This window comes from Streptomyces sp. NPDC032721 (assembly GCF_055579625.1).
Genome location: NZ_JBVIMX010000003.1, coordinates 50,705 through 75,256 on the forward strand (window position 1 = coordinate 50,705; position 24,552 = coordinate 75,256).

The following is a 24,552-nucleotide window of genomic DNA, read 5'->3' on the forward strand; positions in this document are numbered from 1 at the left end:
CGTGCGGGCCGGCACCCGTGCGGGCCGACCACCCGTACATCCGTACGTACTGACCAACCGCAGGCACCGGCAGGGAACCACCGCCCTCCGCCCCTCCGCCCGGAGGGCCGCTCAGGAGGTTCCCCGCGGGCCTGACCGAATCCACGAGGAGCGCTGCCATGGCAGAGCCGCAGCCTGTCCTGGAGATGACGGGCATAGTCAAAGAATTTCCGGGGGTGCGAGCTCTGTCGGGTGTCGACTTCCGGCTCTTCCCCGGCGAGATCCACGCCCTGCTCGGCGAGAACGGCGCGGGGAAGTCCACTCTCATCAAGGTGCTGACCGGCGTCCACCCCCTGGACGGCGGCACCATCACCCTGAGCGGCGAGTCCGTACGGTTCGCCGGCCCGGCACAGGCGCAGCACGCGGGCGTCAGCACGGTCTACCAGGAGGTCAACCTCTGCCCCAACCTTTCGGTGGCGGAGAACGTCTGCATCGGACGCGAGCCGACACGCTTCGGCCGCATCCAGTGGAAGAGGCTGCGCCGCGAGGCGGCCGAGCTGGTCGACCGGCTCGGCCTCGACATCGACGTCACCGCTCCGCTGTCCTCGTACCCGCTGGCCGTGCAGCAACTGGTGGCGATCGTACGGTCGGTGGGCACCGGGAGCGCCGACGGCCGGGGAGCGGGCACCAAGGTGCTCATCCTCGACGAGCCGACCTCCAGCCTCGACCGCGACGAGGTCCTCGAACTCTTCGCCCTGATGCGGCGGTTGAAGGAAGAGGGCGTCGCGATCCTGTTCGTCTCGCACTTCCTCGACCAGATATACGAGGTCTGCGACCGGATGACCGTCCTGCGCAACGGCACCCTCGTCGGCGAACACCTGGTCCGCGACCTCGACCAGGTCGGCCTCGTCCAGCTGATGATCGGCAAGACCCTGGGCCAGCTCGACGAACTCCACGACCACCAACTCCACGCCGACGTGGGTGAGTCGCTGCTGAGGGCGGACGGCGTGGGCAGGGCCGGCGGTATCGCCCCGTTCGACCTGGAGATCAAGAAGGGCGAGGTCGTCGGACTCGCCGGACTGCTCGGCTCGGGCCGCACCGAACTCGCCCGGCTGCTCTTCGGCGCCGACCAGCCCGACAGCGGCACGGTGTCCATCGGCGGCAAGCAGGTCCCGATGAAGGTCCCGGGCGACGCGATCGGCGCCGGAGTCGCCTTCTGCTCGGAGAACCGCAAGACCGAGGGCCTGGTGCCGGACCTGACGGTGCGGGAGAACATCATCCTCGCCCTGCAAGCCGCGCGCGGCTGGACCCGCCCCATCCCCATCGCCCAACGCGACGAACTCGTCGCCCAGTACATCGCGGCCCTGGACATCCGCCCCGCCGACCCGGAGGCGAGGGTCGGCCAACTCAGCGGCGGGAACCAGCAGAAGGTGCTGCTCGCCCGCTGGCTGATCACCCGGCCCAAGCTGCTGATCCTGGACGAGCCCACGCGCGGTATCGACGTCGGGGCCAAGGCCGAGATCCAGAAACTCGTGGTCTCGCTCTCGGAGGAGGGCATGGCCGTGCTGTACATCGCGGCCGAGCTGGAAGAGGTCCTGAGGCTCAGCCACACCATCGGAGTGCTGCGCGACCGCAGGCTGGTGGCGCGGCTCGCCAACGGGCCGGAGATCACTCCCACCCGGGTCCTGGAGACCATCGCGAGCGGAGAGCACCAGTGACCACCACTCCCCGATGGCGGGCATGGACGCACCATCACCTGTTCTGGCCGGTTGCCGTGCTGGTCGTCCTGCTGCTCGTCAACGTTCCCTTCACCCCCGACTTCTTCTCGATCAAGGTGACCGACGGCCACCTCTACGGCAGCCTCGTCTCGATCGTGCTGTTCGGATCGCCCCTCATCCTGGTGGCGGTCGGCATGACCCTCGTCATCGCCACCGGTGGCATCGACCTCTCCGTCGGCGCCGTCGTCGCCATCACCGGTGCCCTGACCTGTTCGTACCTCAGCGGGCAGGCCGACCAGAGTGCCCTGTCCGGGGTGTTCACGGCCCTGGCCATCGGCCTGGTGGCCGCGGTCGTCTGCGGTCTGTGGAACGGTTTCCTGGTCGCCAGGATGGGCATCCAGCCGATCATCGCCACGCTGATCATCATGGTCGCCGGGCGCGGTGTCGCCCAGCTGATCACCGACGGGCAGATCATCACCGTCAGCAGCGAGCCGTACAAGCTGATCGGCGGAGGCTACTGGCTGACCCTCCCCTTCTCCCTCTTCGTGGTGGCCGCCGTCGTGGCCGTCACCGTCGCGCTGACCCGGCGCACCGCCCTCGGCCTGCTCGTGGAGTCCGTCGGCGGCAACGCCGAGGCCAGCCGCCTGGTGGGAATCCGGTCCGCGCGCATCAAGATCATGGCCTATGTGTTCTGCGCGCTGTGCGCCGGCGTCGCGGGCCTCATGATCAGCTCCAACACCTCGGCGGCGGACGGCAACAACGCCGGGCTGTGGATCGAGCTCGACGCCATCCTCGCCGTGGTCATCGGCGGTACGTCGCTGCTCGGCGGCCGGTTCTCCATCGGCGGCACGGTCGTCGGTGCCCTCGTCATCCAGACCCTGACCACCACGATCTACACCATCGGCGTACCGACCCAGACCAACCTCGTCTTCAAGGCCGCCGTCGTCATCATCGTCTGCCTGATGCAGTCCCCGAAGTTCCGCGCCCGGGCGTTCGGCGCGAAGGGCGCCGCCAAGCGGGCCGCGGCACCGGCCCCCGCGGACACCGCCCCGACGGCCGAGGCCGCTCCCAAGATGGAGGTGTCGTGATGAGCACGACCACCCAGAGGCCCACGGCGGCGGACAGCCGTACGAAGAGCAGGATCCGGCGGGTCCTCGCCGACCGGAGGCTGCCCGTCCTGGTGACGGCCGGACTCTTCGTCGTGATGTACGCCGCCGGTCTGAGCCGGTACCAGAACTACGGGTTCGGCGAGGCGCAGGTCTTCCTCAACCTGCTCATCGACAACAGCTATCTGCTGGTCGCGGCGGTCGGCGCCACCTTCGTCATCCTCTCCGGCGGCATCGACCTCTCCGTCGGCTCCGTCATCGGTTTCACCACCATGTTCACGGCGTGGCTGGTGGAGCGTCAGGGCCTGCCGATCGTGGCCGTCATCCCCCTGGCGCTCGCCGTGGGCGCACTCGGCGGCTACCTGATGGGCTATGTGATCCACCACTTCGAGATCCAGCCCTTCATCGTGACCCTCGCCGGCCTCTTCCTCTTCCGGGGCCTGTGCCTGGTCATCAGCAAGGAGTCCATCTCCATCGGTGACGCCTCCGTGAGCAGCATGGCCCAGACACAGGTGTCACTGGGCGGGGCCTTCCTGTCCATCGGGGCCCTCGTCGCGCTGGCGGTCCTCGCGGCCGCCTGCTACGTCCTGCACTGCACCCGGCTCGGACGCCGGGTGTACGCCATCGGCGGCAACGAGCAGTCGGCCCACCTCATGGGGCTTCCACAGGGCGGCACGAAGATCGCCGTCTACACGATCAGCGGTTTCTGCTCGGCGCTCGCCGGACTTCTCTTCACCCTCTACATCCAGTCCGGTGACCCGCTGCACGCCACCGGCATGGAACTCGACGCGATCGCCGCGGTCGTCATCGGAGGCACGCTCCTGACGGGAGGCTCGGGCTATGTGATCGGCACCCTGTTCGGTGTCCTCGTCCTCGGCCTGATCAAGAGCCTCATCCAGTTCGAAGGCACGCTCAGCTCGTGGTGGACGAAGATCGCGACAGGTGTGCTGCTGTGTGCGTTCATCCTGATCCAGCGGGCGATGACGGCCCGTCGGAAAACCTGAGCGGGCCGACCGCGACGGGGCCGTCGACGCGGACCACCCGGTCAGGCGGCCCCGGGTGGGCCCCGCGGTGGCGGTTCAGGGAGCCGTGAGGCGGAGCAGGACGGCGGACGGCGCGGTCGGCAGGGTCAGGCTCAGCTCGGCCCGGCCGGGTGTCCAGACGCAAGCGGCCCGGCTGGCCGAGGGGTAGAGCAGGTCGACCCGGGCGGGGGCGCCTCTCAGGTGCGGCAGGCGGAGCGTTGCCGTGGCATCGGTTCCGGGACGGCGCCAGGCCGTGAGGTAGGTGATGGCGGGGGTGCGCAGGGCCAGTGCGACCCAGGGGTCTTCCCAGCCGGGCAGGCCCAGCGGCCAGGACGGCACGGCGTGCGGCAGGTCGTCGCGGAGGGACTTGTACACCGCCACTGCTTCGTGGACCAACGCCCGCGCCCGCGCGTCCAGTTCGGGAAGGCGGCCGGAGAGATGGATGCGCCCAAGGAGTGCGTTGGCCATGGTGAAGGCCACCTCGTCGAGGGAGTCCTCCGGCTGGGGGTACGCCCACACCGCCCCCTGTTCGGGGTTGACGGCGGTGGGCGCGGAAGCCGCGATGGGGGCGTAGCGGTGGAGGTTCTGCTGATCGCTGGTGGACTGCAACTGCATCCGGGACAGCAGGGCGTCGTCCCAGCGCATCCCGCCGGAGGAGCAGTTCTCCAGGACCAGGTGCGGGTACCGGTCGAGGACGCCGTCGAGCCAGTCGAGCTGCGCCCGGTTGTGGCCGAGCAGGCCCGCGCCCGGAGTCTCACCGGGGTGGGAGCTGGTGCCGGAACCGGGGTCGACGTTGTGGTCGAGCTTGAGGTACCCGACGCCCCACTCGCCGACGAGGCGGTCCACGACCTCGTCCAGGTGGGCGCGGGCGGCCGGATGGCGCAGGTCCAGATGATGCCGGCCGGCCTCCGTGACGCGGACGCCGTCGCGGCGGAAGAACGCCTCGTCGGGCAGGGACTTGGCCATCGGGCTGCGCACTCCGACCATCTCCGGCTCCAGCCACAGGCCGGGAACCATGCCCCTCGCCCGGATGCGGTCCAGCACCTCGTGGAGGCCACGCTCCCCGGGGAACCGGGAGGCGGCCGCCTCCCAGGCGCCGACGGTGTCCCACCAGCCGCCGTTCTCGTCGTCGTACCAGCCCGCGTCGATGACGAAGTACTCCGCGCCCGCTTCGGCCGCGGCCTCGATGTGCGGCAGCAGGCTTTCGGTCGTGGGGTCGCCCATCAGGCAGTTCATGTAGTCGTTGAAGACGACGGGCAGCCGCTGGTGGTCGGTGTGCGGGCGGCGCTGGACGCGGCGGTAGCGGGTCAGCGCGGCGAACGCGTCGTCCGGGCCGCCGTCGGCGCTGAAGGACAGGGCGGCGGGCACGGCATGGAATTCGGCGCCGGGTTCGAGGGGGTGGCGCCAGCCGTGCAGGAGGTCGGTGGGGCCGAACAGCGCGGCGTAGACCGCCCGCTGGTTCTCCTGGCACTCCCAGCGCCAGCCCCCGCCGTTGTGTTCGATCTGCCACAGCCAGGTGCGACCGGTGCGCCGGTCCGTCAGACCGCCCATGGGGAGATGCCCGCAACTGGACCAGGTGCCCTGCCCGTGCAGAGCGAATCCGGCCTTGCCGTGCGCCAGGCTCACACGTCCACCGAGGTTCGGTTGGCTCGGACGCATCGGTTTCCGCTGCCAACGGCATTCGGCCGTCCAGTCGTTCTCCGCCCACAGCAGGTCCAGGTCGTCGACGGCCGTCGGGGACCGCGGGACCAGGCACCCCGCCGCGAGCGAGCTGACCGACTCCAGGTTCAGCGCGGCCCGGCCTTCGTTGCGCAGGGTCACCTCGCTGCGGAGCACGGGAACGCCGTCCGGCGACCGGTACGTCACCTCCGCGACCAGCCCGGTTCGCGGCTCGCGAAGCAGCAGGCTCAGCACGTGCCAGTCGCCGTCACGGCTCGCGCGGTGACCTCCGTACCGCAGCCGCCCGCCGAGGTCGGTGCCCACCAGACGGTTTCCCGACCAGCCGCGGCCGTGCCCCGTGGCCGTCACCTCCACCAGGGGCAGGGACGCATTGGGGCTCGGCTGCGCCTCGCCGGGCTGACCGATGTGGGTGAGGCGCGGGCCGTCGTCGTCGAGGGTGATCTCCAGGTGGAGGGCGTCGTGTCCCCACAGGAAGATCTCTGGCCCCTTCGTCGTCTCTTGACGGGGCATGGTGTCCTTCCGGTCAGTGCCCGCGCAGAACCGCGCAACCACCGGCCGGCAGTTCGCGTACGGGGGCGTCGGTGAGCAGGTCGTACGCGGCCTCCGGCAGGGGGACGGCCTCGGCGGTGTGGTTGAGCAGGACCTGCCAGCGCCGTCCGTCGGGGGAGCGGCGGGTGACGGCCTCGACACCGGCCGGCAGGTCCGGCACCTGCGGTGCGACACCGGCCTCCGCCAGCAGACGGCCGACCAGCGCCGCGTAACCGACGTCGTCCAGCCGGGTGGACAGATACCAGCCATGTCCGCTGCCCCAGCGGTGCCGGGTGAGGGCGGACTCGTCCGTGAGCATGCCGTGGGTGTACGTGGCGAGGGTCTCCGCGCCCTCGGTGCGCAGCAATTCGCTCCAGACCGTGCCCTGCGAACCGTCCGACAGGACGATCCGCTCGTCCTCGCGCAGCGGCCGGTACTCCTCGACGCGGATGCCCAGGGCCTCGCGCAGCGGTGCGGCCGGATAGCCGCCGAGCCTGGCGTGCATGCGGTCGTCGACGAAGCCGCTCGCGTGCTGGACCAGAAGCGTCCCGCCGCCGTCCACATAGCGGCGCAGGCTCTCGGCCCCCTCGTCGGACAGCAGGAACAGGGCCGGGGCGACGACGAGCCGGTAGCGCGCCAGTTCGTGCTCCGGGCGGGCGAAGTCGACGGTGCACCCCGCGTCCCACAGCGCGCGGTGCGCCCGGACGAGTTCCCCGTGGTAGTCGCCGAGGCGGGGGGAGGGCAGCCCGTCGACGCCCAGTGCCCACCAGGCGTCCGGGGAGTCGAGCACGGCCACCGACGCGGTGACCGTCGACCCCGCCAGCTCGCCGAGCCGGGCGACGGCCTCGCCCAGGTGCGTGACCTCGCGGAAGATCCGGCTGTCGGGACCCGCGTGCGGGACCATCGCCGAGTGCCAGCTTTCGGCGCCGGCCCGGGACTGCCGCCACTGGAAGAACAGGGCACCCTCCGAACCGCGGGCGATGTGGCCGAGGGAATGACGCATGATCTCGCCGGGCTCCTTGCCGAGGACGCGGCCGCCGTCGTACACGGTGTTGGTGCCCTGCTCCATCAGAAGCCAGGGACGGCCGCCGCCGAGGGAACGGGTGCGGTCGGCGTGGACGGCGACGTCGGCCGCGGCGTCCAGCCCGGGTGCTGCCGGATACTGGTCGGACGTGACGACGTCGAGTTCACCGGCGAGGGCCCACAGGTCCACGTTCTGGTAGGCGGGGAGCATCAGATTGGTCGTCACCGGCCGGTCGCTGTGCGCGCGGATCGCGTCGCGCTGCTCGCGGTAGGCGGCGACGATCTCGGCGGACCAGAAGCGGCGGAAGTCCAGCGCCTGGCCGGGGTTCCTGTGCCACTGCGAGGCGCGCGGCGGCAGTACCTGCTCCCAGGACGTGTAGTGCTGGCTCCAGAACGCCGTTCCCCAGGCCTCGTTGAGGGCGTCCAGCGAGCCGTGGCGTGCTCGCAGCCACACCCGGAAGGCGGCGGCCGTGTGGTCGCAGTGGCAGAGGGTGCCGTACTCGTTGTGCACGTGCCACAGTGCGAGGGCGGGGTGGTCGCCGTACCGCTGGGCGAGGGCGGAGGCGATCCGGCGGGCCGCGCGCCGGTAGGCGGGCGCGGTGAGGCAGTAGGTGTCGCGGCTGCCGTGGGTGAGGCGCGTGCCCTCGGGCGTGACGGGCAGTGCGTCGGGGTGGGCCAGGGTGAACCAGGGCGGCGGTGAGGCCGTCGGGGTGGCGAGATCGACGGCCACGCCGTTCGCGTGCAGGCGCTCGATGTGGGCGTCGAGCCAGCCGAAGTCGTAACGCCCTTCCTCGGGTTCGAGCAGTGCCCAGGAGAAGACGCCCACGGTGGCCAGGTTGACCCTGGCCCGGCGCATGAGCTCGTCGTCCTCCTTCCACACCGGCTCGTCCCACTGCTCGGGGTTGTAGTCCCCGCCGAAGGCCAGGCCGCCCAGGCGGTCGGTGATGCTGCGAGTCGTCATGACGGTTCCTCGGTCGGGGGACAAGCGGCTTCTCGGTGATCTGCAGGGCCGGGTGACAGCAGTACGTACCGCCCAGGACGCCGGACCCCGGCCGGACGGCAGAGGGGCCGGTGCGGCCGCTTGCGCGGCCGGGGACGCCGTGTCGAAGCGCTTCGCCAGCAGATGCAAGCTAACGGAGGGATTCCGCAGAAGACAAGAGCCTCCGCTGGATAATGCTTCCCCTGATGGGCACTTGATAGATTGCCGACGGGGACAGCGAGGTCGAAGCGCTTCGCCAAAGCTCCCCCTTGGAGACCTGGTGACATCCCACTCCGTACAGACAGCTCTCGTCCGCCTCGACGGTCCGCCCGAACCCGCGGCGGTCGGTATCGGCGTCCACGGCCCGGCCGGGCACGTGGACGAGTTCCAACTGCCGGACATGTGGCAGTTCCACCTCTACGACTACGAGGCCGACCTGACCGTGGGTGGCGTCGCACACCGGATTCGCCCCGGCCACGTCAGCCTCGTGCCGCCCGGAACGCCGGTCCGCTACCTGTACCGGGGCCGCTCCGAACACCTCTACGTCCACCTGCGCCTCGGTGCTCAGGGCGCCGCCCGTGAGGTGGCGACGGTTCAACGCGCAGGCATCCGGGCCGCAGTCCTCGACGGCCAGTTGCGCCAGGCGCTGTCCGCCTGGCCGCACACCCCTGGGCGGGCGGCGGCCGAAGTGTGGGCCGCGCTGTGGAACGTGGCCGAGCTGGCCCCACCCCGGGACGGGGACGCACAGGTCTTCCCTCCCGCGGTGGCCGCCGCGGTGGCCCTGATCGAGGCGCGGCTCGCGGAGCCGCTCACCGTGCCCGACATCGCGAAGGCGGCCGGCATCTCCCACAACCACCTCACCCGTCTCTTCCGCGCCGCCACGGGGGAAACAGTGGTCGGCTACATCCGTACCCGCAGGATGGAGCGGGCCGGGCATTTGCTGCGGGCGAGCACGCTCTCCATCTCCCGGGTGGCCGCCGCCGTCGGTATCCCCGATCTGCAGGCGTTCAACAAGGCCTGCCGCCGCGAGCTCGGGGCCTGCCCACGCACTGTCAGGGCCGCACAGCGCGGCACCCCGATGCATCGCCCCGTGGGGAAAATCGACCAGTAGAGGGTGAGCCCGACCCACGCGCCCCGGTGGTGGCCGCTCCTAGCGTGTCCGCCATGACACATACCGAGACCGAGACACGTACAGGAACCGGGGCGCCGACCCCGCCGGGCGGCGCGCTGCTCAGCACGGTCCAGATGGCCCGCTTCGTGGCGAGCGGATCGCTGCGCCTCGACGCGGTGGTTCCGGCGGCGATGAACGCCGAGGCCCTGCGGGTACTGGAGGACGGAGTGCCGTCGGTGCCCTACGGGACACCGGTGCCGCAGGCCTACGCGCCGGGGTCGTTCCCCCGCAGACTGCTCGAACTGCCGCAGGTGGCGGGGGCCTTGCACAGCCTGGTGGGCCCCGGGCCGACGGTGGACCACCACGCCGTGCACATCCGCGAGCCCCGCGGGGGAGACGCCCAGCCCTTGCACGCGGACGCCATCATCGACGTGCGGCCCGACGCGTTCGACGTCCAGCTGATGTACTACCCGCAGCAGGTGACGCTGGAGATGGGCGGCACCCTGAGCGTCCCCGGGAGCCATCTGCGGCGGACCAACGAGACCGACACCGGCCGGTACCAGAACCTGCGCGGCCAGGACCGGTTGGTCTGCCCGGCCGGCACGGTGGTGTTCCTGCACCACGGGCTCTGGCACGGGGGCCGCCGCAACGACAGCGACAGCCGGCGCTACATGTTCAAGATCCGCTTCAATCCGATGGTGCGCCAGCGCCTCCTGTGGGACCTCGCCGACCTGCACGACCCACAGGTGCACGCCGAACTCGACGCGCACTTCCCGTGGTACGAGCAAGCCACTGGCCGCCTGGAGCGGTACCACCGCGTCCTGCTGTGGCGCGAACTGACCGGCGACGACGGATTCGACATCGACCACTGGGTGACCAGGGTCTCCAACCGCCCCGAGGCGAGGACCGCATGACCATCGACACGACGGACTCCGCCCCCCGGACGGGCAGCACCCCGGTGCTGAGGCAACGGGTCCTGGTGCTCTACCTGTCCACTTCGGCCCTGGACTCCCCGGTCGTCGGCTGGTCCCGTTACGACGGCACCGGCCGCACCTTCCCGACCACGGGCGACAGCGACGAGCCGCCGTACGAATCCGGCGTGGCGGCCCTTCTCGACGGCTGGCGGCTGATCCAGGCCGCTCAGCTGATCCCTCCCGGGGCGGGCGACGAGTACGGCGTCTCCTTCCTCAAGCACGAGTTCCTCTTCGAGCAGCTCGTGGACGTCCGGGCGTAGGAGCAGGCACAGCCTGCCGGTGGCCGAGTTCAGGCCAGTCGGACGACGTTCCAGGACAGCGGTTCCAGTACCGCACTCAGCACGCCGTCCGTGAGGCGGGTGCCGGCGGCGGGGTGCGGGCCGACGCGTTCGGGGTCGGCGAGGGTGTTGCGCGCGTCGGGGTCCTCGTCGGCGAGGACGCTGTGCTCGACGACCTCGCTCAACTCCATGGCGTGCAGGGCGATGTCCAGCGGCAGAGGCTCGGTCTGGCTGCGGTTCACCGCGAAGACGGTCACCGACCCGTCCTGTGCGCGCACCGCCGTCGCGTGCAGCAGCGGCACCTCCCCGTGCTTCTTCGTCGCGTACGTGGGCGAGTCGGGCCGTACGTCCAGGACCTGGCCGCGCCCGTACTTGGCGGCCTGGGCGAAGGGGAAGAAGGTGGTCTGCCGCCAGGCGGGGCCGCCGGGCTCGGTCATGATCGGGGCGATGACGTTGACGAGCTGGGCGAGGCAGGCGATGGACACCCGGTCGGCGTGCCGGAGCAGGGCGATCATCAGCGACCCGACGACGACGGCGTCGGTGACCGAGTAGCTGTCTTCGAGCAGGCGCGGCGCCTCGGGCCAGTCGAGCGGGGCGGCGGCGGCTTCCTCGGAGGAGCGGCTCATGTACCAGACGTTCCACTCGTCGAAGGAGAGGTTGATCTTCTTCGACGACTTGAGGCGGGCGCCGACGTGGTCGCAGGTCGCGACGACGGCCTCGATGAAGGTCTCCATGTCGACGGCGGAAGCGAGGAAGGAGTCGCGGTCGCCGTCGACCTCCTCGTAGTAGGCGTGCAGGGAGATGTGGTCGACCAGGTCGTACGTCTCGCTGAGGACGGTCGCCTCCCACGCGGCGAAGGTGTCCATCGCCCGGCCCGAACTCCCGCACGCCACGAGCTCGACGCCCGGGTCCATCTGCCGCATGGCGCGGGCGGTTTCGGCGGCGAGGCGGCCGTACTCCTCGGCGGTCTTGTGGCCGGTCTGCCAGGGGCCGTCCAGCTCGTTGCCCAGGCACCACAGGCGGATGCCGAAGGGCTCCTTGTCGCCGTGGGCGATGCGGCGGTCGGAGAGTTCGGTGCCGGCGGGGTGGTTGGCGTACTCCTGGAGTTCGAGGGCTTCGGCGACGCCTCGGGTGCCGAGGTTGACGGCCATCATGGGCTCGGCCTGCGGGCCGACCTTGCGCAGGAAGTCGATGTACTCGCTGAGGCCGAAGCGGTTGGTCTCGGTGGAGCGCCAGGCGAGGTCGAGGCGGCGGGGGCGTTCGTCGGCGGGGCCGACGCTGTCCTCCCATTTGTAGCCGGAGACGAAGTTGCCGCCGGGGTAGCGGATGGCGGTGGTACCGAGCTCGCGGACGAGGTCGAGGACGTCCGTGCGGAGTCCGGCCTCGTCGGCGGTGGGGTGGCCGGGTTCGTAGATGCCGGTGTAGACGCAGCGGCCGAGGTGCTCCACGAAGGAGCCGAAGAGGCGGGGGTCGACGGTGCCGACGGTGAAGGCGGGGTCGAGGGTGAAGCGGGCGGGGCGCGACATGACGGTGCCTTTCAGGTGGGTTGTGGGGGGCTGGGTGGTGCGGGGGCGGGTGGTGAGGGGGCGGGCCCGCGAGGACGACGGCGGTCATCAGCCGGGGTGCCGTACGCCGCGACGGGACTCGACGTTCCCCCGTCAGTGGAAGAGCGCCGCGACCTCCGCCCCCTCGCGGACGAAGACGGGTATGCGCTCCAGCGGAGCATCGGCGTCGAGTGTCGTTCCGCCCTCTTCCACCCTCCCGGAGAACGGGTCGAGCCAGCGCGCCCCGTACGGCAGGTAGACCCGGCGGCTGCGCGCTCCCGCCTCGTGGACCGGTGCCACCAGGACATCGGGGCCGAGCAGGAACTGGTCTTCCACGTCCCACGCGCGTTCGTCGTCGGGGAAGGCGAAGAACAGCGGGCGCATCGGCGGGGCGCCGGTGCGGTGGGCGGCCTCGGACAGCCCGTGCAGATACGGGCGCAGCCGTTCGCGCAGGAGCAGGTGTTCCCGGAGGATGCCGTAGGCCTCTTCGCCGTAGGACCAGACCTCGTTCGGTCCGCCGGTCATGTCCGTGGAGAACGCGGGATGGTGGGGCTCGCGCTCGCCGTGCAGGCGCATCAAGGGGCTGAAGGTGCCGTACTGGAACCAGCGGATCAGCAGTTCGCGGTAGGCGGGGTCGTCCGGGTCGCCGCCCGAGAAGCCGCCGATGTCGGTGTTCCACCAGCAGATGCCGCTCATCGCGACGTTCAGCCCGGCCCTGATCTGGCGCGACAGCGAGTCGAAGGTGGGCGGGATGTCGCCGGACCACAGCGCGGCCCCGTACTTCTGGCTGCCCGCCCACGCCGAGCGCACCAGGGACAGCGGCCGGTCGTCGCCCGCCGAGGCCAGGCCATCGGCGACCGCACGGGCGTGCAGTACGGGGTAGAGGTGCGCGGCCTCGGCGGCCGGTCCGGCCGCGTACACGGCGCGCTCTGCGGCCTCCCGGCCCAGATCGGGTTCACAGGCGTCCAGCCAGAAGCAACTCACGCCGTGGGCAAGGTAGTTGTCGCTCAGCCGCTGCCACAGCGCGGTACGTGCTCCGGGGTGAGTGGCGTCGTAGTACGCCATCGGGCGCATCGGCTCCTCGGTGCTGCGTGACGGCCAGTGGGAGGTGAGGAGGCCCCCGTCCGCGTCCTGGACGAGGTGCCCGGACGCGGACAGTTCGTCGTACGAGTCACTGCCGGGCTCGACCGTCGGCCACACCGAGACCGCGAGCCGCACCCCGAGCGCGGTCAGCTCCTTCACCATCCCGGCGGGGTCGGGCCACTCGCTCCCCTCGAAACGCCAGTCCCCGTGGGCGGGCCAGTGGAAGAAGTCGCAGACGATGACGGAGAGCGGCAGCCCGCGCTCCTTGTACTGCCGGGCCACCGAGAGGAGTTCGTCCTGGGTTCGGTAGCGCAGCTTCGACTGCCAGAAGCCGGACGCCCACTCGGGCAGGAGGGGCGGACGTCCGGTGACCAGGGTGTACGCGTCGAGGATCCGGGCCGGGGTGTCGCCCACGGTGACCCAGTAGTCGATGCGTCCGCCGCCGTCGGCGGTCCAGCGGGTCGTGTCGGCGCCCAGTTCGACGCGGCCGGTGGCGGGGTTGTTCCACAGCAGGCCGTAGCCGCGCGAGGAGTGCAGGAAGGGGATTGCGGCGACGGTGTTGCGCTGGACGAGGTCGATCACACAGCCCTTCTGGTCCAGGCGGCCGTGCAGGTGCTGACCCAGGCCGTGCAGCCGTTCGCCGTCGTACCCCTCGAAGTGCTGTTCCGTACGGCCGTCGCCCGCGTGCACGCGGGGGCCCTCGTGGTGGGCGTACGGGGTCTTCTCGGCGAGCAGCTCGCGGCCCGACGCGGCGTCCAGGAAGCGCAGGCGCCCGTCCGCCGAAGCCTCCACAGCGAGGCGGCCGTTGACCAGACGGGCGGAGCCGTCGTCGGCCACGGAGATCTCGGTGGGAGGTGCGGGCGGGGGGTCCTCCAGCGCGCCGGGGGCGGCGGGATCGATGGAACCCGGAGCGGCGCGCACACGGACCGCGTGCGGACCCCAGGGCTCGACGCGGAGGACCTCGGTGGCTGTGCGGCGTTCCAGAGCGCCGGCACGGATGGTGTACGGCAAGGGGCTTCCTCTGTTCTGCTCGACTGGCGGTCTTGTCTTTCCGATCGACGGGGCGCGGGGGGCAGGGCGCGGGACGCACAGGGCCTGACATAACATGACCGCTATGTCAGTTATCGCCGCTATTGCGGTTGTCGCTCTCGCCCTCCTGCACCTCTACATCCTGGTTCTGGAGATGTTCCTGTGGACCGGCTCCCGGGCCCGGGCCGCCTTCGGTACGACAGCGGAGTTCGCGGCTTCGACCAAGGCGATGGCCGCCAACCAGGGCCTGTACAACGGGTTCCTGGCAGCCGGACTCCTGTGGGGTGCCTTCGCCTCCGATCCGGTCGGATTTCAGGTGCGGGTCTTCTTCCTGGCCTGTGTCGCCGTGGCCGGGCTCTACGGCGCCGCGACGTCGTCCCGCAAGATCCTCTTCGTGCAGACCGTCCCCGCGCTCGTCGTACTCGCGCTGGTGCTCCTCGCCCGCTGAGGCGGGGGCAGGGGCAGGGGTACAGGGCAGTCAGCGCGCGGACCGGTAGCGGTCCAGGACCTCGGGAGTGGCGGGCGCGGTCACCGTGCGCGTGCCCGCGCGCTCCCAGGTGGGGAAGTGCCCGAGGAGCACACCGGCGGCCTGTCGCGCGGCGCCGTCGGCGACGTACTCACCCGGCTCGGGGACGAGTACGGGAAGCCCGAAGACCGCGGCGGCCACCTCCTGCACGGCGGCCGAGCGCGCCCCGCCGCCGACCAGGACGATCCGTTCGGCCGGGACGCCCTGCGAGGTGAGCGCGGCCAGCCCGTCGGCGAGGGAGCACACGATGCCCTCGACGGCGGCACGGGCCAGGTGGGCGGGCGTGAAGTTCTCCAGCGTCATGCCGTGCAGCGAACCGGTGGCATCGGGCAGGTTGGGGGTGCGCTCCCCCTGGAAGTACGGCACCAGGGTGAGGCCCCCCGCCCCCGCCGGTGCGGAGAGCGCCAGCGAGGTCAGCTCGTCCAGCGGGACACCGAGCACGGCCGCGGTCGCGTCGAGCACGCGTGAGGCGTTGAGCGTGCACACGAGCGGGAGATGGTGGCCGGTGGCGTCGGCGAAACCCGCCACCAGCCCGGAGGGGTCCGCCGTCGGCCGGTCGGCGACGGCGAACACGGTGCCCGAGGTGCCGATGGAGACGACCACGTCGCCCACCGACGCGCCGACCCCGAGCCCGGCCGCCGCGTTGTCCCCGGCGCCGGGACCGAGGAGCGCGCCCCCCGGCGTACGGCCCGCCGCTTCGAGCGGACCCAGGACCCGGGGGAGCACCGGGCCGTGCCCGAGGACACGGGCGACAACGTCGGGCAGGTACGTCCCCGTCGACGGCGACCAGTACCCCGTGCCCGAGGCGTCCGAGCGGTCCGTCCGCAATGCGTCCAGCGCGCCCGAACCGGGGCCGTGCCCCGCGAGCCGCCAGGTGAGCCAGTCGTGCGGAAGGCACACGGCGGCCGTCCGCGCGGCGCTCCCGGGCTCGTGGTCGGCCAGCCACCGCAGCTTGGCCACGGTGAGGGAGGCGACCGGAAGGGTTCCGGTCGCCTCGGCCCACCAGCGGGCCCCGGCGGCGACGTCGCCGCCGCCCGCCTCGCTGATCAGTGCCGTGGCGGCACCGGCCGAGCGGGTGTCGTTCCACAGCAGCGCCGGGCGGACGACCGCGCCGTCCCTGTCGAGACAGACCATGCCGTGCTGCTGGCCGGCCACCGAGACGGCGACCACATCGTCGATGCCGCCCGCCGCCCCGATCGCGGCCTCAAGTGCCTCCCACCACGCGTCGGGATGCACCTCGGTGCCCTCGGGATGGCGGGCCGAGCCCGAACGCACCAGCGCACCGGTCGCGGCGTCCCGTACCACGACCTTGCAGGACTGGGTGGAGCTGTCGACTCCGGCAACGAGATCGGCCATCGGTCAGCGTCCGCCGGTCAGGTGCTCGATCGCCAGCTGGTTGAGGCGTACGAACGCGAAGGAGTGCGCGGCGGCCTTCTCGACGTCGAACTCCCGGAACGCGGACGCGTCGGCGAGCAGGTCCGCCGCCGACTCCCCGGCGGCGAGCGTCGGTTCGGACAGCTCGTGCACACCCGAGGCACGCAACGCCTCCTGGACCTCCGGGTCGGCGCGGAACGCCGCCGCCCGCTCCTTGAGCCGCAGATAGGTGGCCATGTTGGCGCGGGCGGACTCCCACACGCCGTCGTACCCGTCGGTGCGGGAGGGCTTGTAGTCGAAGTGGCGCGGGCCCTCGTAGCGGGGGCCGCCGCCCGGGAAGCCGTTCTCCAGGAGGTCGACCGTGAAGAACGCGCTGGTCAGGTCGCCGTGCCCGAAGACGAGGTCCTGGTCGTACTTGATGCCGCGCTGGCCGTTGAGGTCGATGTGGAAGAGCTTGTCCGCCCACAGCGCCTGCGCGATGCCGTGCGTGAAGTTCAGTCCGGCCATCTGCTCGTGCCCGGTCTCCGGGTTGACGCCCACGATGTCGCCGTGCTCCAGCCGCGCGATGAACCCGAGGACGTGGCCCACGGTCGGCAGGAGGATGTCGCCGCGCGGCTCGTTCGGCTTGGGCTCCAGGGCGATCCGCAGACCGTACCCCTTGTCCTTGATGTACGCGGCGGCGGTGTCCACGCCCTCGCGGTAGCGGTCGAGCGCGGCGGCGAGGTCCTTCGAGCCGTCGTACTCCGAGCCCTCGCGGCCACCCCACATGACGAAGGTCCCGGCGCCGAACTCGGCGGCGAGGTCGATGGTGTGGAGCACCTTGGCGAGCGCGAAGCGGCGCACCGAGCGGTCGTTCGAGGTGAAGCCGCCGTCCTTGAAGACGGGGTGGCTGAAGAGGTTCGTGGTGACCGTCGGGACCTGGAGGCCCGTCTTCTCCAGCGCGGTGCGGAAGGCGCTCAGGATGCGCTCGCGCTCGCCCGCGGAGGCGTCGAACGGGATCAGGTCGTTGTCGTGGAACGTGATGCCGTACGCGCCGAGGTCGGCGAGCCGGTGAACGGCCTCGACCGGGTCGAGAGCGGCACGGGTCGGGGCGCCGAACGGGTCGTTGCCCGTCCAGCCGACGGTCCACAGGCCGAAGGCGAACTTGTCCGCGGCGGTGGGGAGCAGAGTCATGCCAGACACCTCATCCGGGCTCGTCCTCTGCCGCGGGAGAAGCACTTCCGAGCAGAGGCAGAATTAGTATTGGGTCTGAACTATATGGACCGTGGTGAACTTGTCAACGATCGTGCGGCACGGCCGGACGCGGACAGCACCACCGAAGGGACGCATGTGCAGGGGCAGGACGACAGCGCGGCGCGCATCCCGGCGCCCGGCCGGGTCACCGACGTACGGCGACGCAATCTCGCCCTCGTGCTCGCGCGCATCGGGCCGGACGCCCCCGCGTCCCGGGCGGACATCGCCGCAGCCACCGGCCTCACCAAGGCCGCGGTCTCCAGCCTGGTGACCGACCTCCTGGCAACAGGGCTGGCCGAGGAACTCGGCGTGACCCGGGCCGGCGGGCGGGGCCGGCCCGGGGTGGGCCTGGCCCTCGATCCGCGACGCGGCGCGGTCGGCGCCGAGGTGAACGTCGACTACCTCGCGGCAGGCATCGTGGACCTGCACGGACAACTGCGCTTCCACGAAGTGGCCGAGGCCGCCAACCGGAACCGCGCCCCGGACGAAGTCCTCGCGGAACTGTCGGAACTCGTCGCACGCTGCTCGGCCCGGGCCACCGACGCGGGGATGACCCTCCTCGGCGGCGGACTCGCCGTCCCCGGCCTCGTGGACCCGGGGCGCGGGACCGTACTGACAGCCCCCAATCTCGCGTGGCGGAACGCCGATCTGAGCACCGCGCTCACCCGCCTCGCCCCGCCGACGCCCTTCGGTGCCGTCCTCTCCAACGAGGCGGACAGCGCATCCCTCGCCGAACTCTGGTACGGCTGCGGGGCATCGCTCGGCTCCTATCTGTTCGTGTCGGGCGAAGTCGGCGTCGGCGGCGGCCTGGTCCTGGGGGCGGAGCTGTTCTCCGGCCCCGGCGGACATGCGGGCGAAGTGGGACACGTCGTCGTCGAACCGGGCGGCCGGCGCTGCTCGTGCGGAGGCCGCGGTTGCCTCGAAACCGTCGCCGGCCAGGAGGCGATCCTCGCCGCGGCGGGAATCACCGACGGCGGCAGCACGACCGCAAAACGCATGAGCGTGCTGCGGTCCGCCCTCACGGCAGGCGACGCACGGGCGCTCGCCGCCGTCGCACACGCGGGGCACTGTCTCGGGATCGCGGTGGTGTCCTCGGCACGCCTCGTCGACCTCTCGGCCGTGGTGCTCGGCGGGCACTTCGCGACGCTCGCCGCATGGCTGCGCCCCGCGCTCCTCAGCAGCCTCGACGACTTCGCCCCGGGTCTCATCGCTGCCGACCGCGCGGTCTTCTCGGAGCTGGGGGCGACCGCCGCACTGCGGGGGGCCGCGGGCTCGGTGCTGCGGCGGGCGCTGGCCACACCGTACGAACTGCTGGACTGAGCGCCGAAGTCCGCGGGGACCCGCCGCATGGGCAGCGGGTCCCCGCGGGCCCCGGGACCTCCCTCCTCCGCGTGCCGGAAGCCCGTTGCGTGCTGGTTGCGCAGCGGGCCGTGTGTTCAAGCCTTGCACCAGTGGGAGCGCTCCCACTGTTGAGGCAAGGGGGTTCCGCGGTCAAGAAGCGTGAAGAGTCGAAGATATTCGACAGTGCTACGGCAGTGAAAGTCGGTGACGCCTCTGTTGCTTGACGCCACGTGGCGCTACGGTCTGCCTCACCAGTGGGAGCGGTCCCCTTCACTAGGTGCCCCGTCAGGAGCACCTCAGCTGTCAGGAGTCGCTCATGCATCACTCCATGAATTCCCCTCTGAGCCCGCCTTCGAAGTCCCCGGCTCCGGCCACGCGCGGCCGTGCGGGGCTGGCGGCGGCCTGTGCCCTGCTCATGGCGGCCGGGGTCACGGCCGTGGCAACCGGGCCGGCATCGGGAGCAGCCGGTGCGGCCGCGCCCGCCTGCACCGTCGACTACAAGATCCAGAATCAGTGGAACGGCGGTTTCGGCGCGAACGTCACCGTCACCAACAACGGCTTACCGGTCACCGGTTGGACCCTGGAATGGGTCTACACCGGTGACCAGAAGATCACCCAGGGCTGGAACGCCACCCTCAGCCAGACGGGCAAGGCCGTCTCCGCCACGAACGCCTCGTACAACGGGAACCTCGGCACGGGCGGCTCCGCCTCCTTCGGCTTCAACGCCGGCAACAGCGGCGAGAACGCCGTGCCCGCGACCTTCAAGCTCAACGGCGTGACCTGCAACGGCGGTACGGACCCGGGCCCCGGCCCCACGGACCCGCCCGGCAAGCGGGTCGACAACCCCTACGCGGGCGCGAAGTCCTACGTGAACCCGCAGTGGTCAGCGAAGGCCGCCGCCGAGCCGGGCGGTGCGGCCGTCGCCAACCAGCCGACCGCCGTCTGGCTGGACCGCATCGCCGCCGTCAAGGGCAGCGCCACCACCATGGGCCTGAGAGCCCACCTGGACGAGGCCCTGAAGCAGAAGGGGACGGGAGAACTCACCGTCCAGCTGGTGGTCTACAACCTGCCCGGCCGCGACTGCTCCGCACTCGCCTCCAACGGGGAGCTCGGCCCGACCGAGATCGGCCGGTACAAGAGCGAGTACATCGACCCGCTCGTCGCGATCCTCGCCGACCCCAAGTACGCGGGCCTGCGCATCGTCACGATGGTGGAGATCGACTCGCTGCCCAACCTCGTCACCAACACCACCCCCCGCCCCACCGTCACCCCCGCCTGCGACGTGATGAAGGCGAACGGCAACTACCAGAAGGGCGTCGGGTACGCGCTCAACAAGCTGGGCGACGTCCCCAACGTCTACAACTACGTCGACGCCGGACACCACGGCTGGCTCGGCTGGGACGACAACTTCACGGCCTCCGCCGAGATGTTCAAGGAGGCCGCCACCACCGAGGGCGCGACCCTCGCCGACGTCCACGGCTTCATCGTGAACACCGCCAACTTCAGCGCCCTCAAGGAAGACCACTTCGCCATCGGCGACAGCGTCAACGGAACCTCCGTGCGCCAGTCCAAGTGGGTGGACTGGAACCGGTACACCGACGAGCTGAGCTACGCGCAGGCCATGCGCGCCAAGCTGGTCACGCTCGGCTTCGACGCCGGCCTCGGCATGCTGATCGACACCTCCCGCAACGGCTGGGGCGGTACGGCACGACCGGCCGGGCCCGGTCCGAGGACGAGTGTGGACACCTACGTCGACGGCGGGCGCTACGACCGCCGTATCCACCTCGGCAACTGGTGCAACCAGTCCGGGGCGGGCCTCGGCGAACGCCCGACGACCGCGCCCGCGGCGGGAATCGACGCGTACGTGTGGGCCAAGCCGCCGGGCGAGTCCGACGGCGGGAGCAAGGAGATCCCGAACGACGAGGGCAAGGGCTTCGACCGGATGTGCGACCCGACGTACACCGGCAACCCGCGCAACGGGCACAGCATGTCCGGCGCGCTGCCGAACGCGCCGCTGGCGGGGCAGTGGTTCTCCGCCCAGTTCCAGGAGCTGTTGAAGAACGCCCATCCGGCGCTGTGACCGCGTCCTGACGGGTGTGCCGAAGGCCCCTTTCCCCGGTGTGCACGCCGGGGAAAGGGGCCTTCGGGCCGGTTCGGGTTCCTACAGGTTCCCGTCAGGCTCCCTCAGGTGCGCGTCCAGCGCTGGTTGCCTCCGTTCGAGCAGGAGTAGAGCTGGGCGAGGGTGCCGTTGGCCGTGCCGGCTGCGGCGGCGTCGAGGCAGAGGCCGGACTGGACTCCGACGATGGAACCGTCGGAGTTGAGGCGCCACTTCTGGTTGTCGCCGCCCCAGCAGCTGTAGATCTGCACCTTGGCGCCGTTGCCGGTGCCTGCGGCGTCCAGGCACTTGTTGCCGTAGATCCTGAGCTCGCCGGCGGCGGTGTGCGACCACTGCTGGTTGGTGTTGTTGTTGCAGTCCCACAGCTGGACCTGGGTGCCGTCGGTGGTGGTGGCGCCCGGCACGTCCAGGCAGCGGCCGGAAGCGACGCCCCTGATCTGTCCGGAACCCGAAGGGGGCGTGGTGGAGGCGGAGTTGAGCGCATCGAGGACGGCGGTGTAGGCGGGCTTCTTGCTGCCGTCGCCGTTGAACAGCAGGGGCGAGTGCTCGGGCCGCCAGGAGTCGGTGTCGCGCACGCCCCAGACGGTGATGCCGAGACAGCGTGCGACGGCCAGGCAGTCCTTGGTCACGTTGGCGTAGGTGGTGGGGGACGCGCCCTGGATGTCGAGTTCGGTGACGGCCACGTCGACGCCGAGAGCGGCGAAGTTCTGCAGGGTGGTGCGGAAGTTGCTGTGGTAGGGGCTGTCGTTGTTGAAGTGCGACTGGAAGCCGACGCAGTCGATGGGTACGCCGCGCTGCTTGAAGTCCTTGACCATGGCGTACATGGCCTGGGTCTTGGCCCAGGTCCAGTTCTCGACGTTGTAGTCGTTGTAGCAGAGCTTGGCGGCCGGGTCGGCGGCGCGCGCGGCGCGGAAGGCGACCTCGATCCAGTCGTTGCCGGTACGTTGCAGGTTGGAGTCCCGCCGGGCTCCCGAACTGCCGTCGGCGAAGGCCTCGTTCACGACGTCCCACTGGGGGACCTTGCCCTTGTAGTGGGCCATCACGCCGTTGATGTGGCCGACCATCGCCTGGCGCAGCGTGCTGCCGCTGAGGCTTTGCATCCAGCCGGGCTGCTGGGAGTGCCAGGCCAGGGTGTGGCCGCGCACCTGCTTGCCGTTCTGCACGGCCCAGTTGTGGACGCGGTCACCGGCGGTGAAGTTGAACTGGCCGCGCTGGGGTTCGGTGGCGTCGATCTTCATCTCGTTCTCGGCCGTCACCGAGTTGAACTCGCGGTTCGCGATTGCCGAGTACGTCGAGTCACCCAGCCTGCCCGAGGCGATGGCGGTGCCGAAGTAGCGACCGCTCTGCGCCGCCGCGGCACCGAGGGTGTTCTCGGCCGCACTCTCGGCGGCGTGTGCGGTCGGTGACGTGAGCGGTGCGGTGAACGCGCCGAGGACGCCGACGGCCAGTGCCGTGAGCAGAACGCCTCTCTTCCGGCGGACGGCGGGCGGGGGAGTGGCATGTGAGGACATGACTGTGCCTCCAGAGTTGACATCAGGGGGAGGGGGAACAAGGCGGAACAGAAGGGCAGTCCCGCGGCTCAGGTGCAGGTACTCCCGTTGAGGCTGTAGGCGGTGGGGGAGGGGTTGGCTCCGCTGTACGTCCCCTGGACACCGAAGCTCGCGCTCGCACCGGGTTCGATGGTTCGGTTCCAGTCGGTGCCAGTGGCGACGACGGTGGTGCCGTCCTGGGCGACGGTCGCGTTCCAGGCGCTGGTGACGCGCTGGCCTGCCGGGTAGGTCCAGCTCAGCTTCCAGCGGTCCACGGAATTCGTGCCCGTGTTCTTGACGGTGACCGTCGCGGTGAAACCCGTGCTCCAGACGTTGTCGTTCTTGTACGTCACCGCGCAGGCACCGGCGGGTGGTTCGACGGTGGAGGTCCGCTCGGCGGCGTAGGCGGCGAGCCAGGCCAGCGGGGCGTTCCAGTTCACCGCCACCTCGTTGGTGGAGTACGAGCCGATGTCGTCGACGTAACAGGCGGCGGGCGCACAGCCCGACAGCTTCTCCTTCGCCACCGGGTCCTGGAGCCCGCTGTTGGGACCGCCCGCGAGCGACCCCGCCGGGGGGTGGGGCAGCGAGGCGTCCAACTGGTGCGCCCAGAAGCGGTGATGCTGGTTGCGCGAGGACGTCTCGCCGTAGCCGGAAACGTAGGACTGCCCGAGGGCGTTGCGGCCGAGCAGGTAGTCCATCGCCTCCAGGGCGCCGGTGCGGTAGCGCTCGTTGCCGGTCAGTTCTCCGGCGACGGCCAGGACGATCGCGTCGTTGGCGACCTCGCCGTTGGAACCCCAGAAGTATCCGTCCGCCGGGACGGGCACCGCGTAGCCCTGGCTGCCCATCCTGGACAGGTAGCGGTCGGCGGCGGACGTCACCGAGGAACGGACGCGGGTCAGGTCCGCGGCGGGCAGCCCGTGGGGAACGGTGGCCAGGGTGAGCCGGCCGAGCGCGGCCGTGTCCGCCCAGCCGAATCCGTAGTCGGAGAAGGCGGTCGGGGAGGTGTGCCAGGTGGAGCCGGTGACCGCATCCCGGTAGCCGCTGTCGCCGGTCGTGGCGTACAGCTCGGCCGCCGCCCAGTAGAACTCGTCGGTGACCACGGCGTCGCCGTAGGCACCGCCGCCCGTACTGTCCGAATCCGGTGCGAACAGGGCCGGGTTGGCCTGGGCCGCCGCCCAGGCTCGACGCGCGGTCGTCAGACAGCGGTCGGCGAACGCGGCGTCGTAGGGCCGGAAGACGCGGGCGCACTGCGCCGCGGCCGCCGCGAGGTTGAGGGTCGCCGCCGTGGACGGCCGGTGCAGCTCGCGCGGCTGGGCGTCCTTCTCGGGGAGCGTCGGCATGGCGGTCCACTCCGCGTCATGGACCTTGTGGAACGCCATGCCCGCGTACGGCTTGCCCCCGGGCACCTGCATCCGCATCAGGAAGTCGAGTTCCCAGCGCGCCTCGTCCAGGACGTCGGGTACGCCGTTGCCGCGCTCGGGGACCTTGAGCGTCGAGTCGCCGAGCGCCGCTTCCTTGCCGGCCCGCTTGGCCCGCTCGAAGGAGTTGACCATCAGCCAGACGGAAATGCCGCCGTTCACCACGTACTTGCCGTGGTCACCCGCGTCGTACCAGCCACCCCGGACGTCCTGGGTGTAGTCGCACACACCTGCCTGGCACGGAACGGAGGTGTCGCCCTTGTTGGGCGCGACACCTAGGTGCCCGGCCGGTCGGGCGTAGGCGGAGCCCACCAGGGAGGCGTCGATGGGAATGCCGCTGCGCTGGTGGTGGAAGAACGCCATCGCGTCGGAGCGCAGCCCGTCGTACAGGTTGGTACGGATGTCGAAGGGGACGCTGCCGGTGCCGTCCACCGCCAGGACGTATCCCGATCCGGAACCCCGGTACGAGGAGAAGTCGGCCACCTGGACGGACTGCCCGGAGGGAGCGTCCGCGCCGCGCGGGACGGTCGCACCGGAGGCGACCACCGTCCCGGAGGCGTCACGCAACTGCCAGGCGAGCGACTGTGCCGCAGTGGTGACCACGGTGGCGCGCTTGGGACCGTCCGGCAGGTAGCCGACCTGGTTGACGCGTACCGCGGTGATCGCCGCCGCGGAGGGGACGGCTGCCGTGGAGGAAGGGGCGGACAGGAGTCCGCCGACGAGGAGGGAACCCGCCACCAGGGCGGTGGCGAGGCGTCTGGGATGGCGCAATAAAGAGGGGGAGGACATGAGCGGCTCCTGTGTCGAGGGTGTTCACCAGGTGGAGTTGGTCCGGGTGAGCAGGTCCTCCGCCGCGGCAGGCGGCTGCGGGGGCAGCCGTGTGGGGAACCAGGTGCCGGTGGGGCTGGCGGAGGTGAAGGAGCGGAAGCGGCGCAGGCCGGCGGAGTGGATGCTCCCTGGA

17 protein-coding genes are annotated in these 24,552 nt (G+C 71.1%); 9 read left to right on the plus strand and 8 right to left on the minus strand.

Features of this window, described 5'->3' with window-relative positions:
* Nucleotides 1-158 precede the first annotated feature (158 nt).
* From ACZ5PB_RS08455 to yjfF, 3 genes are read left to right on the plus strand one after another with little or no spacing between them, the layout of a single operon-like run.
* Nucleotides 159-1,697, plus strand: coding sequence for a sugar ABC transporter ATP-binding protein (locus ACZ5PB_RS08455; protein WP_468689009.1), 1,539 nt, complete (start codon nucleotides 159-161; stop codon nucleotides 1,695-1,697).
* A complete protein-coding gene (locus ACZ5PB_RS08460) occupies nucleotides 1,694-2,785 on the plus strand; it encodes an ABC transporter permease (protein ID WP_468689011.1) in 1,092 nt (363 codons plus the stop codon). Before ACZ5PB_RS08455 ends, ACZ5PB_RS08460 begins: the two co-directional genes overlap by 4 nt.
* Nucleotides 2,785-3,807 (plus strand): galactofuranose ABC transporter, permease protein YjfF, encoded by a 1,023-nt coding sequence (yjfF, locus tag ACZ5PB_RS08465; protein ID WP_468689012.1) that lies wholly within the window; start codon nucleotides 2,785-2,787, stop codon nucleotides 3,805-3,807. The genes ACZ5PB_RS08460 and yjfF overlap by 1 nt, the downstream gene beginning before the upstream one ends.
* A gap of 75 nt (nucleotides 3,808-3,882) precedes the next feature.
* Here yjfF and ACZ5PB_RS08470 read toward each other — a convergent pair whose 3' ends face one another.
* Together ACZ5PB_RS08470 and ACZ5PB_RS08475 are read right to left on the minus strand one after the other, a co-directional pair.
* Entirely contained in the window at nucleotides 3,883-6,015 is a 2,133-nt protein-coding gene (locus tag ACZ5PB_RS08470; protein WP_468689013.1) for a glycoside hydrolase family 36 protein, read from the minus strand.
* 13 nt (nucleotides 6,016-6,028) lie between these two features.
* Nucleotides 6,029-8,017, minus strand: a complete 1,989-nt coding sequence (locus ACZ5PB_RS08475; RefSeq protein ID WP_468689015.1) for a beta-galactosidase — start codon at nucleotides 8,015-8,017, stop codon at nucleotides 6,029-6,031.
* Between the two features lie 298 nt (nucleotides 8,018-8,315).
* Here ACZ5PB_RS08475 and ACZ5PB_RS08480 point away from each other — a divergent pair, with 298 nt between their 5' ends.
* From ACZ5PB_RS08480 to ACZ5PB_RS08490, 3 genes are all read left to right on the plus strand, one after another.
* Nucleotides 8,316-9,146, plus strand: a complete 831-nt coding sequence (locus tag ACZ5PB_RS08480; protein ID WP_468689016.1) for a helix-turn-helix transcriptional regulator — start codon at nucleotides 8,316-8,318, stop codon at nucleotides 9,144-9,146.
* 134 nt (nucleotides 9,147-9,280) lie between these two features.
* Nucleotides 9,281-10,060, plus strand: a complete 780-nt coding sequence (locus ACZ5PB_RS08485) for a phytanoyl-CoA dioxygenase family protein (protein WP_468689553.1) — start codon at nucleotides 9,281-9,283, stop codon at nucleotides 10,058-10,060.
* Complete coding sequence (locus ACZ5PB_RS08490) at nucleotides 10,057-10,380, plus strand: hypothetical protein (protein WP_468689018.1); 324 nt, start codon at nucleotides 10,057-10,059, stop codon at nucleotides 10,378-10,380. Before ACZ5PB_RS08485 ends, ACZ5PB_RS08490 begins: the two co-directional genes overlap by 4 nt.
* A 29-nt stretch (nucleotides 10,381-10,409) precedes the next feature.
* Here the strand turns inward: ACZ5PB_RS08490 and arfA are convergent, their stop codons facing one another.
* Nucleotides 10,410-11,924, minus strand: a complete 1,515-nt coding sequence (arfA, locus tag ACZ5PB_RS08495; RefSeq protein ID WP_468689019.1) for an arabinosylfuranosidase ArfA — start codon at nucleotides 11,922-11,924, stop codon at nucleotides 10,410-10,412.
* A 132-nt stretch (nucleotides 11,925-12,056) separates the two neighbouring features.
* Entirely contained in the window at nucleotides 12,057-14,036 is a 1,980-nt protein-coding gene (locus ACZ5PB_RS08500) for a glycoside hydrolase family 31 protein (RefSeq protein WP_468689021.1), read from the minus strand.
* A 103-nt stretch (nucleotides 14,037-14,139) separates the two neighbouring features.
* On the opposite strand from ACZ5PB_RS08500, the gene ACZ5PB_RS08505 reads away from it, so the two are divergent.
* On the plus strand, nucleotides 14,140-14,502 hold the full coding sequence (locus tag ACZ5PB_RS08505; protein WP_468689023.1) for a DUF1304 domain-containing protein: 363 nt from the start codon (nucleotides 14,140-14,142) through the stop codon (nucleotides 14,500-14,502).
* A gap of 30 nt (nucleotides 14,503-14,532) precedes the next feature.
* On the opposite strand, the gene ACZ5PB_RS08510 is transcribed toward ACZ5PB_RS08505, so the two are convergent.
* Both ACZ5PB_RS08510 and xylA read right to left on the minus strand, forming a co-directional pair.
* A complete protein-coding gene (locus ACZ5PB_RS08510; protein ID WP_468689025.1) occupies nucleotides 14,533-15,936 on the minus strand; it encodes a xylulokinase in 1,404 nt (467 codons plus the stop codon).
* A 3-nt stretch (nucleotides 15,937-15,939) separates the two neighbouring features.
* Entirely contained in the window at nucleotides 15,940-17,127 is a 1,188-nt protein-coding gene (gene xylA / locus ACZ5PB_RS08515) for a xylose isomerase (RefSeq protein WP_468689026.1), read from the minus strand.
* A gap of 84 nt (nucleotides 17,128-17,211) precedes the next feature.
* Here xylA and ACZ5PB_RS08520 point away from each other — a divergent pair, with 84 nt between their 5' ends.
* Both ACZ5PB_RS08520 and ACZ5PB_RS08525 read left to right on the plus strand, forming a co-directional pair.
* Nucleotides 17,212-18,507 carry an ROK family transcriptional regulator gene (locus ACZ5PB_RS08520; protein ID WP_468689028.1) on the plus strand — a complete coding sequence of 432 codons (1,296 nt, stop codon included), beginning with the start codon at nucleotides 17,212-17,214 and terminating at the stop codon, nucleotides 18,505-18,507.
* A gap of 349 nt (nucleotides 18,508-18,856) precedes the next feature.
* The gene (locus ACZ5PB_RS08525) at nucleotides 18,857-20,608 is read left to right on the plus strand and encodes a glycoside hydrolase family 6 protein (protein ID WP_468689030.1); all 1,752 of its coding nucleotides are present in this window, start codon (nucleotides 18,857-18,859) and stop codon (nucleotides 20,606-20,608) included.
* Between the two features lie 104 nt (nucleotides 20,609-20,712).
* On the opposite strand, the gene ACZ5PB_RS08530 is transcribed toward ACZ5PB_RS08525, so the two are convergent.
* Together ACZ5PB_RS08530 and ACZ5PB_RS08535 are read right to left on the minus strand one after the other, a co-directional pair.
* Nucleotides 20,713-22,155, minus strand: coding sequence for an endo-1,4-beta-xylanase (locus ACZ5PB_RS08530; protein WP_468689032.1), 1,443 nt, complete (start codon nucleotides 22,153-22,155; stop codon nucleotides 20,713-20,715).
* Nucleotides 22,156-22,223: 68 nt separating this feature from the next.
* Nucleotides 22,224-24,380 carry a glycoside hydrolase family 9 protein gene (locus tag ACZ5PB_RS08535; RefSeq protein ID WP_468689034.1) on the minus strand — a complete coding sequence of 719 codons (2,157 nt, stop codon included), beginning with the start codon at nucleotides 24,378-24,380 and terminating at the stop codon, nucleotides 22,224-22,226.
* Between the last annotated feature and the right edge of the window lie 172 nt (nucleotides 24,381-24,552).

Coding starts and splice junctions, on each gene's coding strand:
- ACZ5PB_RS08455 (WP_468689009.1), top strand. CDS start 159: ATGGCAGAGCCGCAGCCTGTCCTGGAGATGACGGGCATAGTCAAAGAA.
- yjfF (WP_468689012.1), top strand. CDS start 2,785: ATGAGCACGACCACCCAGAGGCCCACGGCGGCGGACAGCCGTACGAAG.
- ACZ5PB_RS08470 (WP_468689013.1), bottom strand. CDS start 6,015: ATGCCCCGTCAAGAGACGACGAAGGGGCCAGAGATCTTCCTGTGGGGA.
- ACZ5PB_RS08475 (WP_468689015.1), bottom strand. CDS start 8,017: ATGACGACTCGCAGCATCACCGACCGCCTGGGCGGCCTGGCCTTCGGC.
- ACZ5PB_RS08485 (WP_468689553.1), top strand. CDS start 9,281: ATGGCCCGCTTCGTGGCGAGCGGATCGCTGCGCCTCGACGCGGTGGTT.
- ACZ5PB_RS08490 (WP_468689018.1), top strand. CDS start 10,057: ATGACCATCGACACGACGGACTCCGCCCCCCGGACGGGCAGCACCCCG.
- arfA (WP_468689019.1), bottom strand. CDS start 11,924: ATGTCGCGCCCCGCCCGCTTCACCCTCGACCCCGCCTTCACCGTCGGC.
- ACZ5PB_RS08505 (WP_468689023.1), top strand. CDS start 14,140: ATGTCAGTTATCGCCGCTATTGCGGTTGTCGCTCTCGCCCTCCTGCAC.
- ACZ5PB_RS08510 (WP_468689025.1), bottom strand. CDS start 15,936: ATGGCCGATCTCGTTGCCGGAGTCGACAGCTCCACCCAGTCCTGCAAG.
- xylA (WP_468689026.1), bottom strand. CDS start 17,127: ATGACTCTGCTCCCCACCGCCGCGGACAAGTTCGCCTTCGGCCTGTGG.
- ACZ5PB_RS08520 (WP_468689028.1), top strand. CDS start 17,212: ATGGACCGTGGTGAACTTGTCAACGATCGTGCGGCACGGCCGGACGCG.
- ACZ5PB_RS08525 (WP_468689030.1), top strand. CDS start 18,857: ATGAATTCCCCTCTGAGCCCGCCTTCGAAGTCCCCGGCTCCGGCCACG.
- ACZ5PB_RS08530 (WP_468689032.1), bottom strand. CDS start 22,155: ATGTCCTCACATGCCACTCCCCCGCCCGCCGTCCGCCGGAAGAGAGGC.
- ACZ5PB_RS08535 (WP_468689034.1), bottom strand. CDS start 24,380: ATGTCCTCCCCCTCTTTATTGCGCCATCCCAGACGCCTCGCCACCGCC.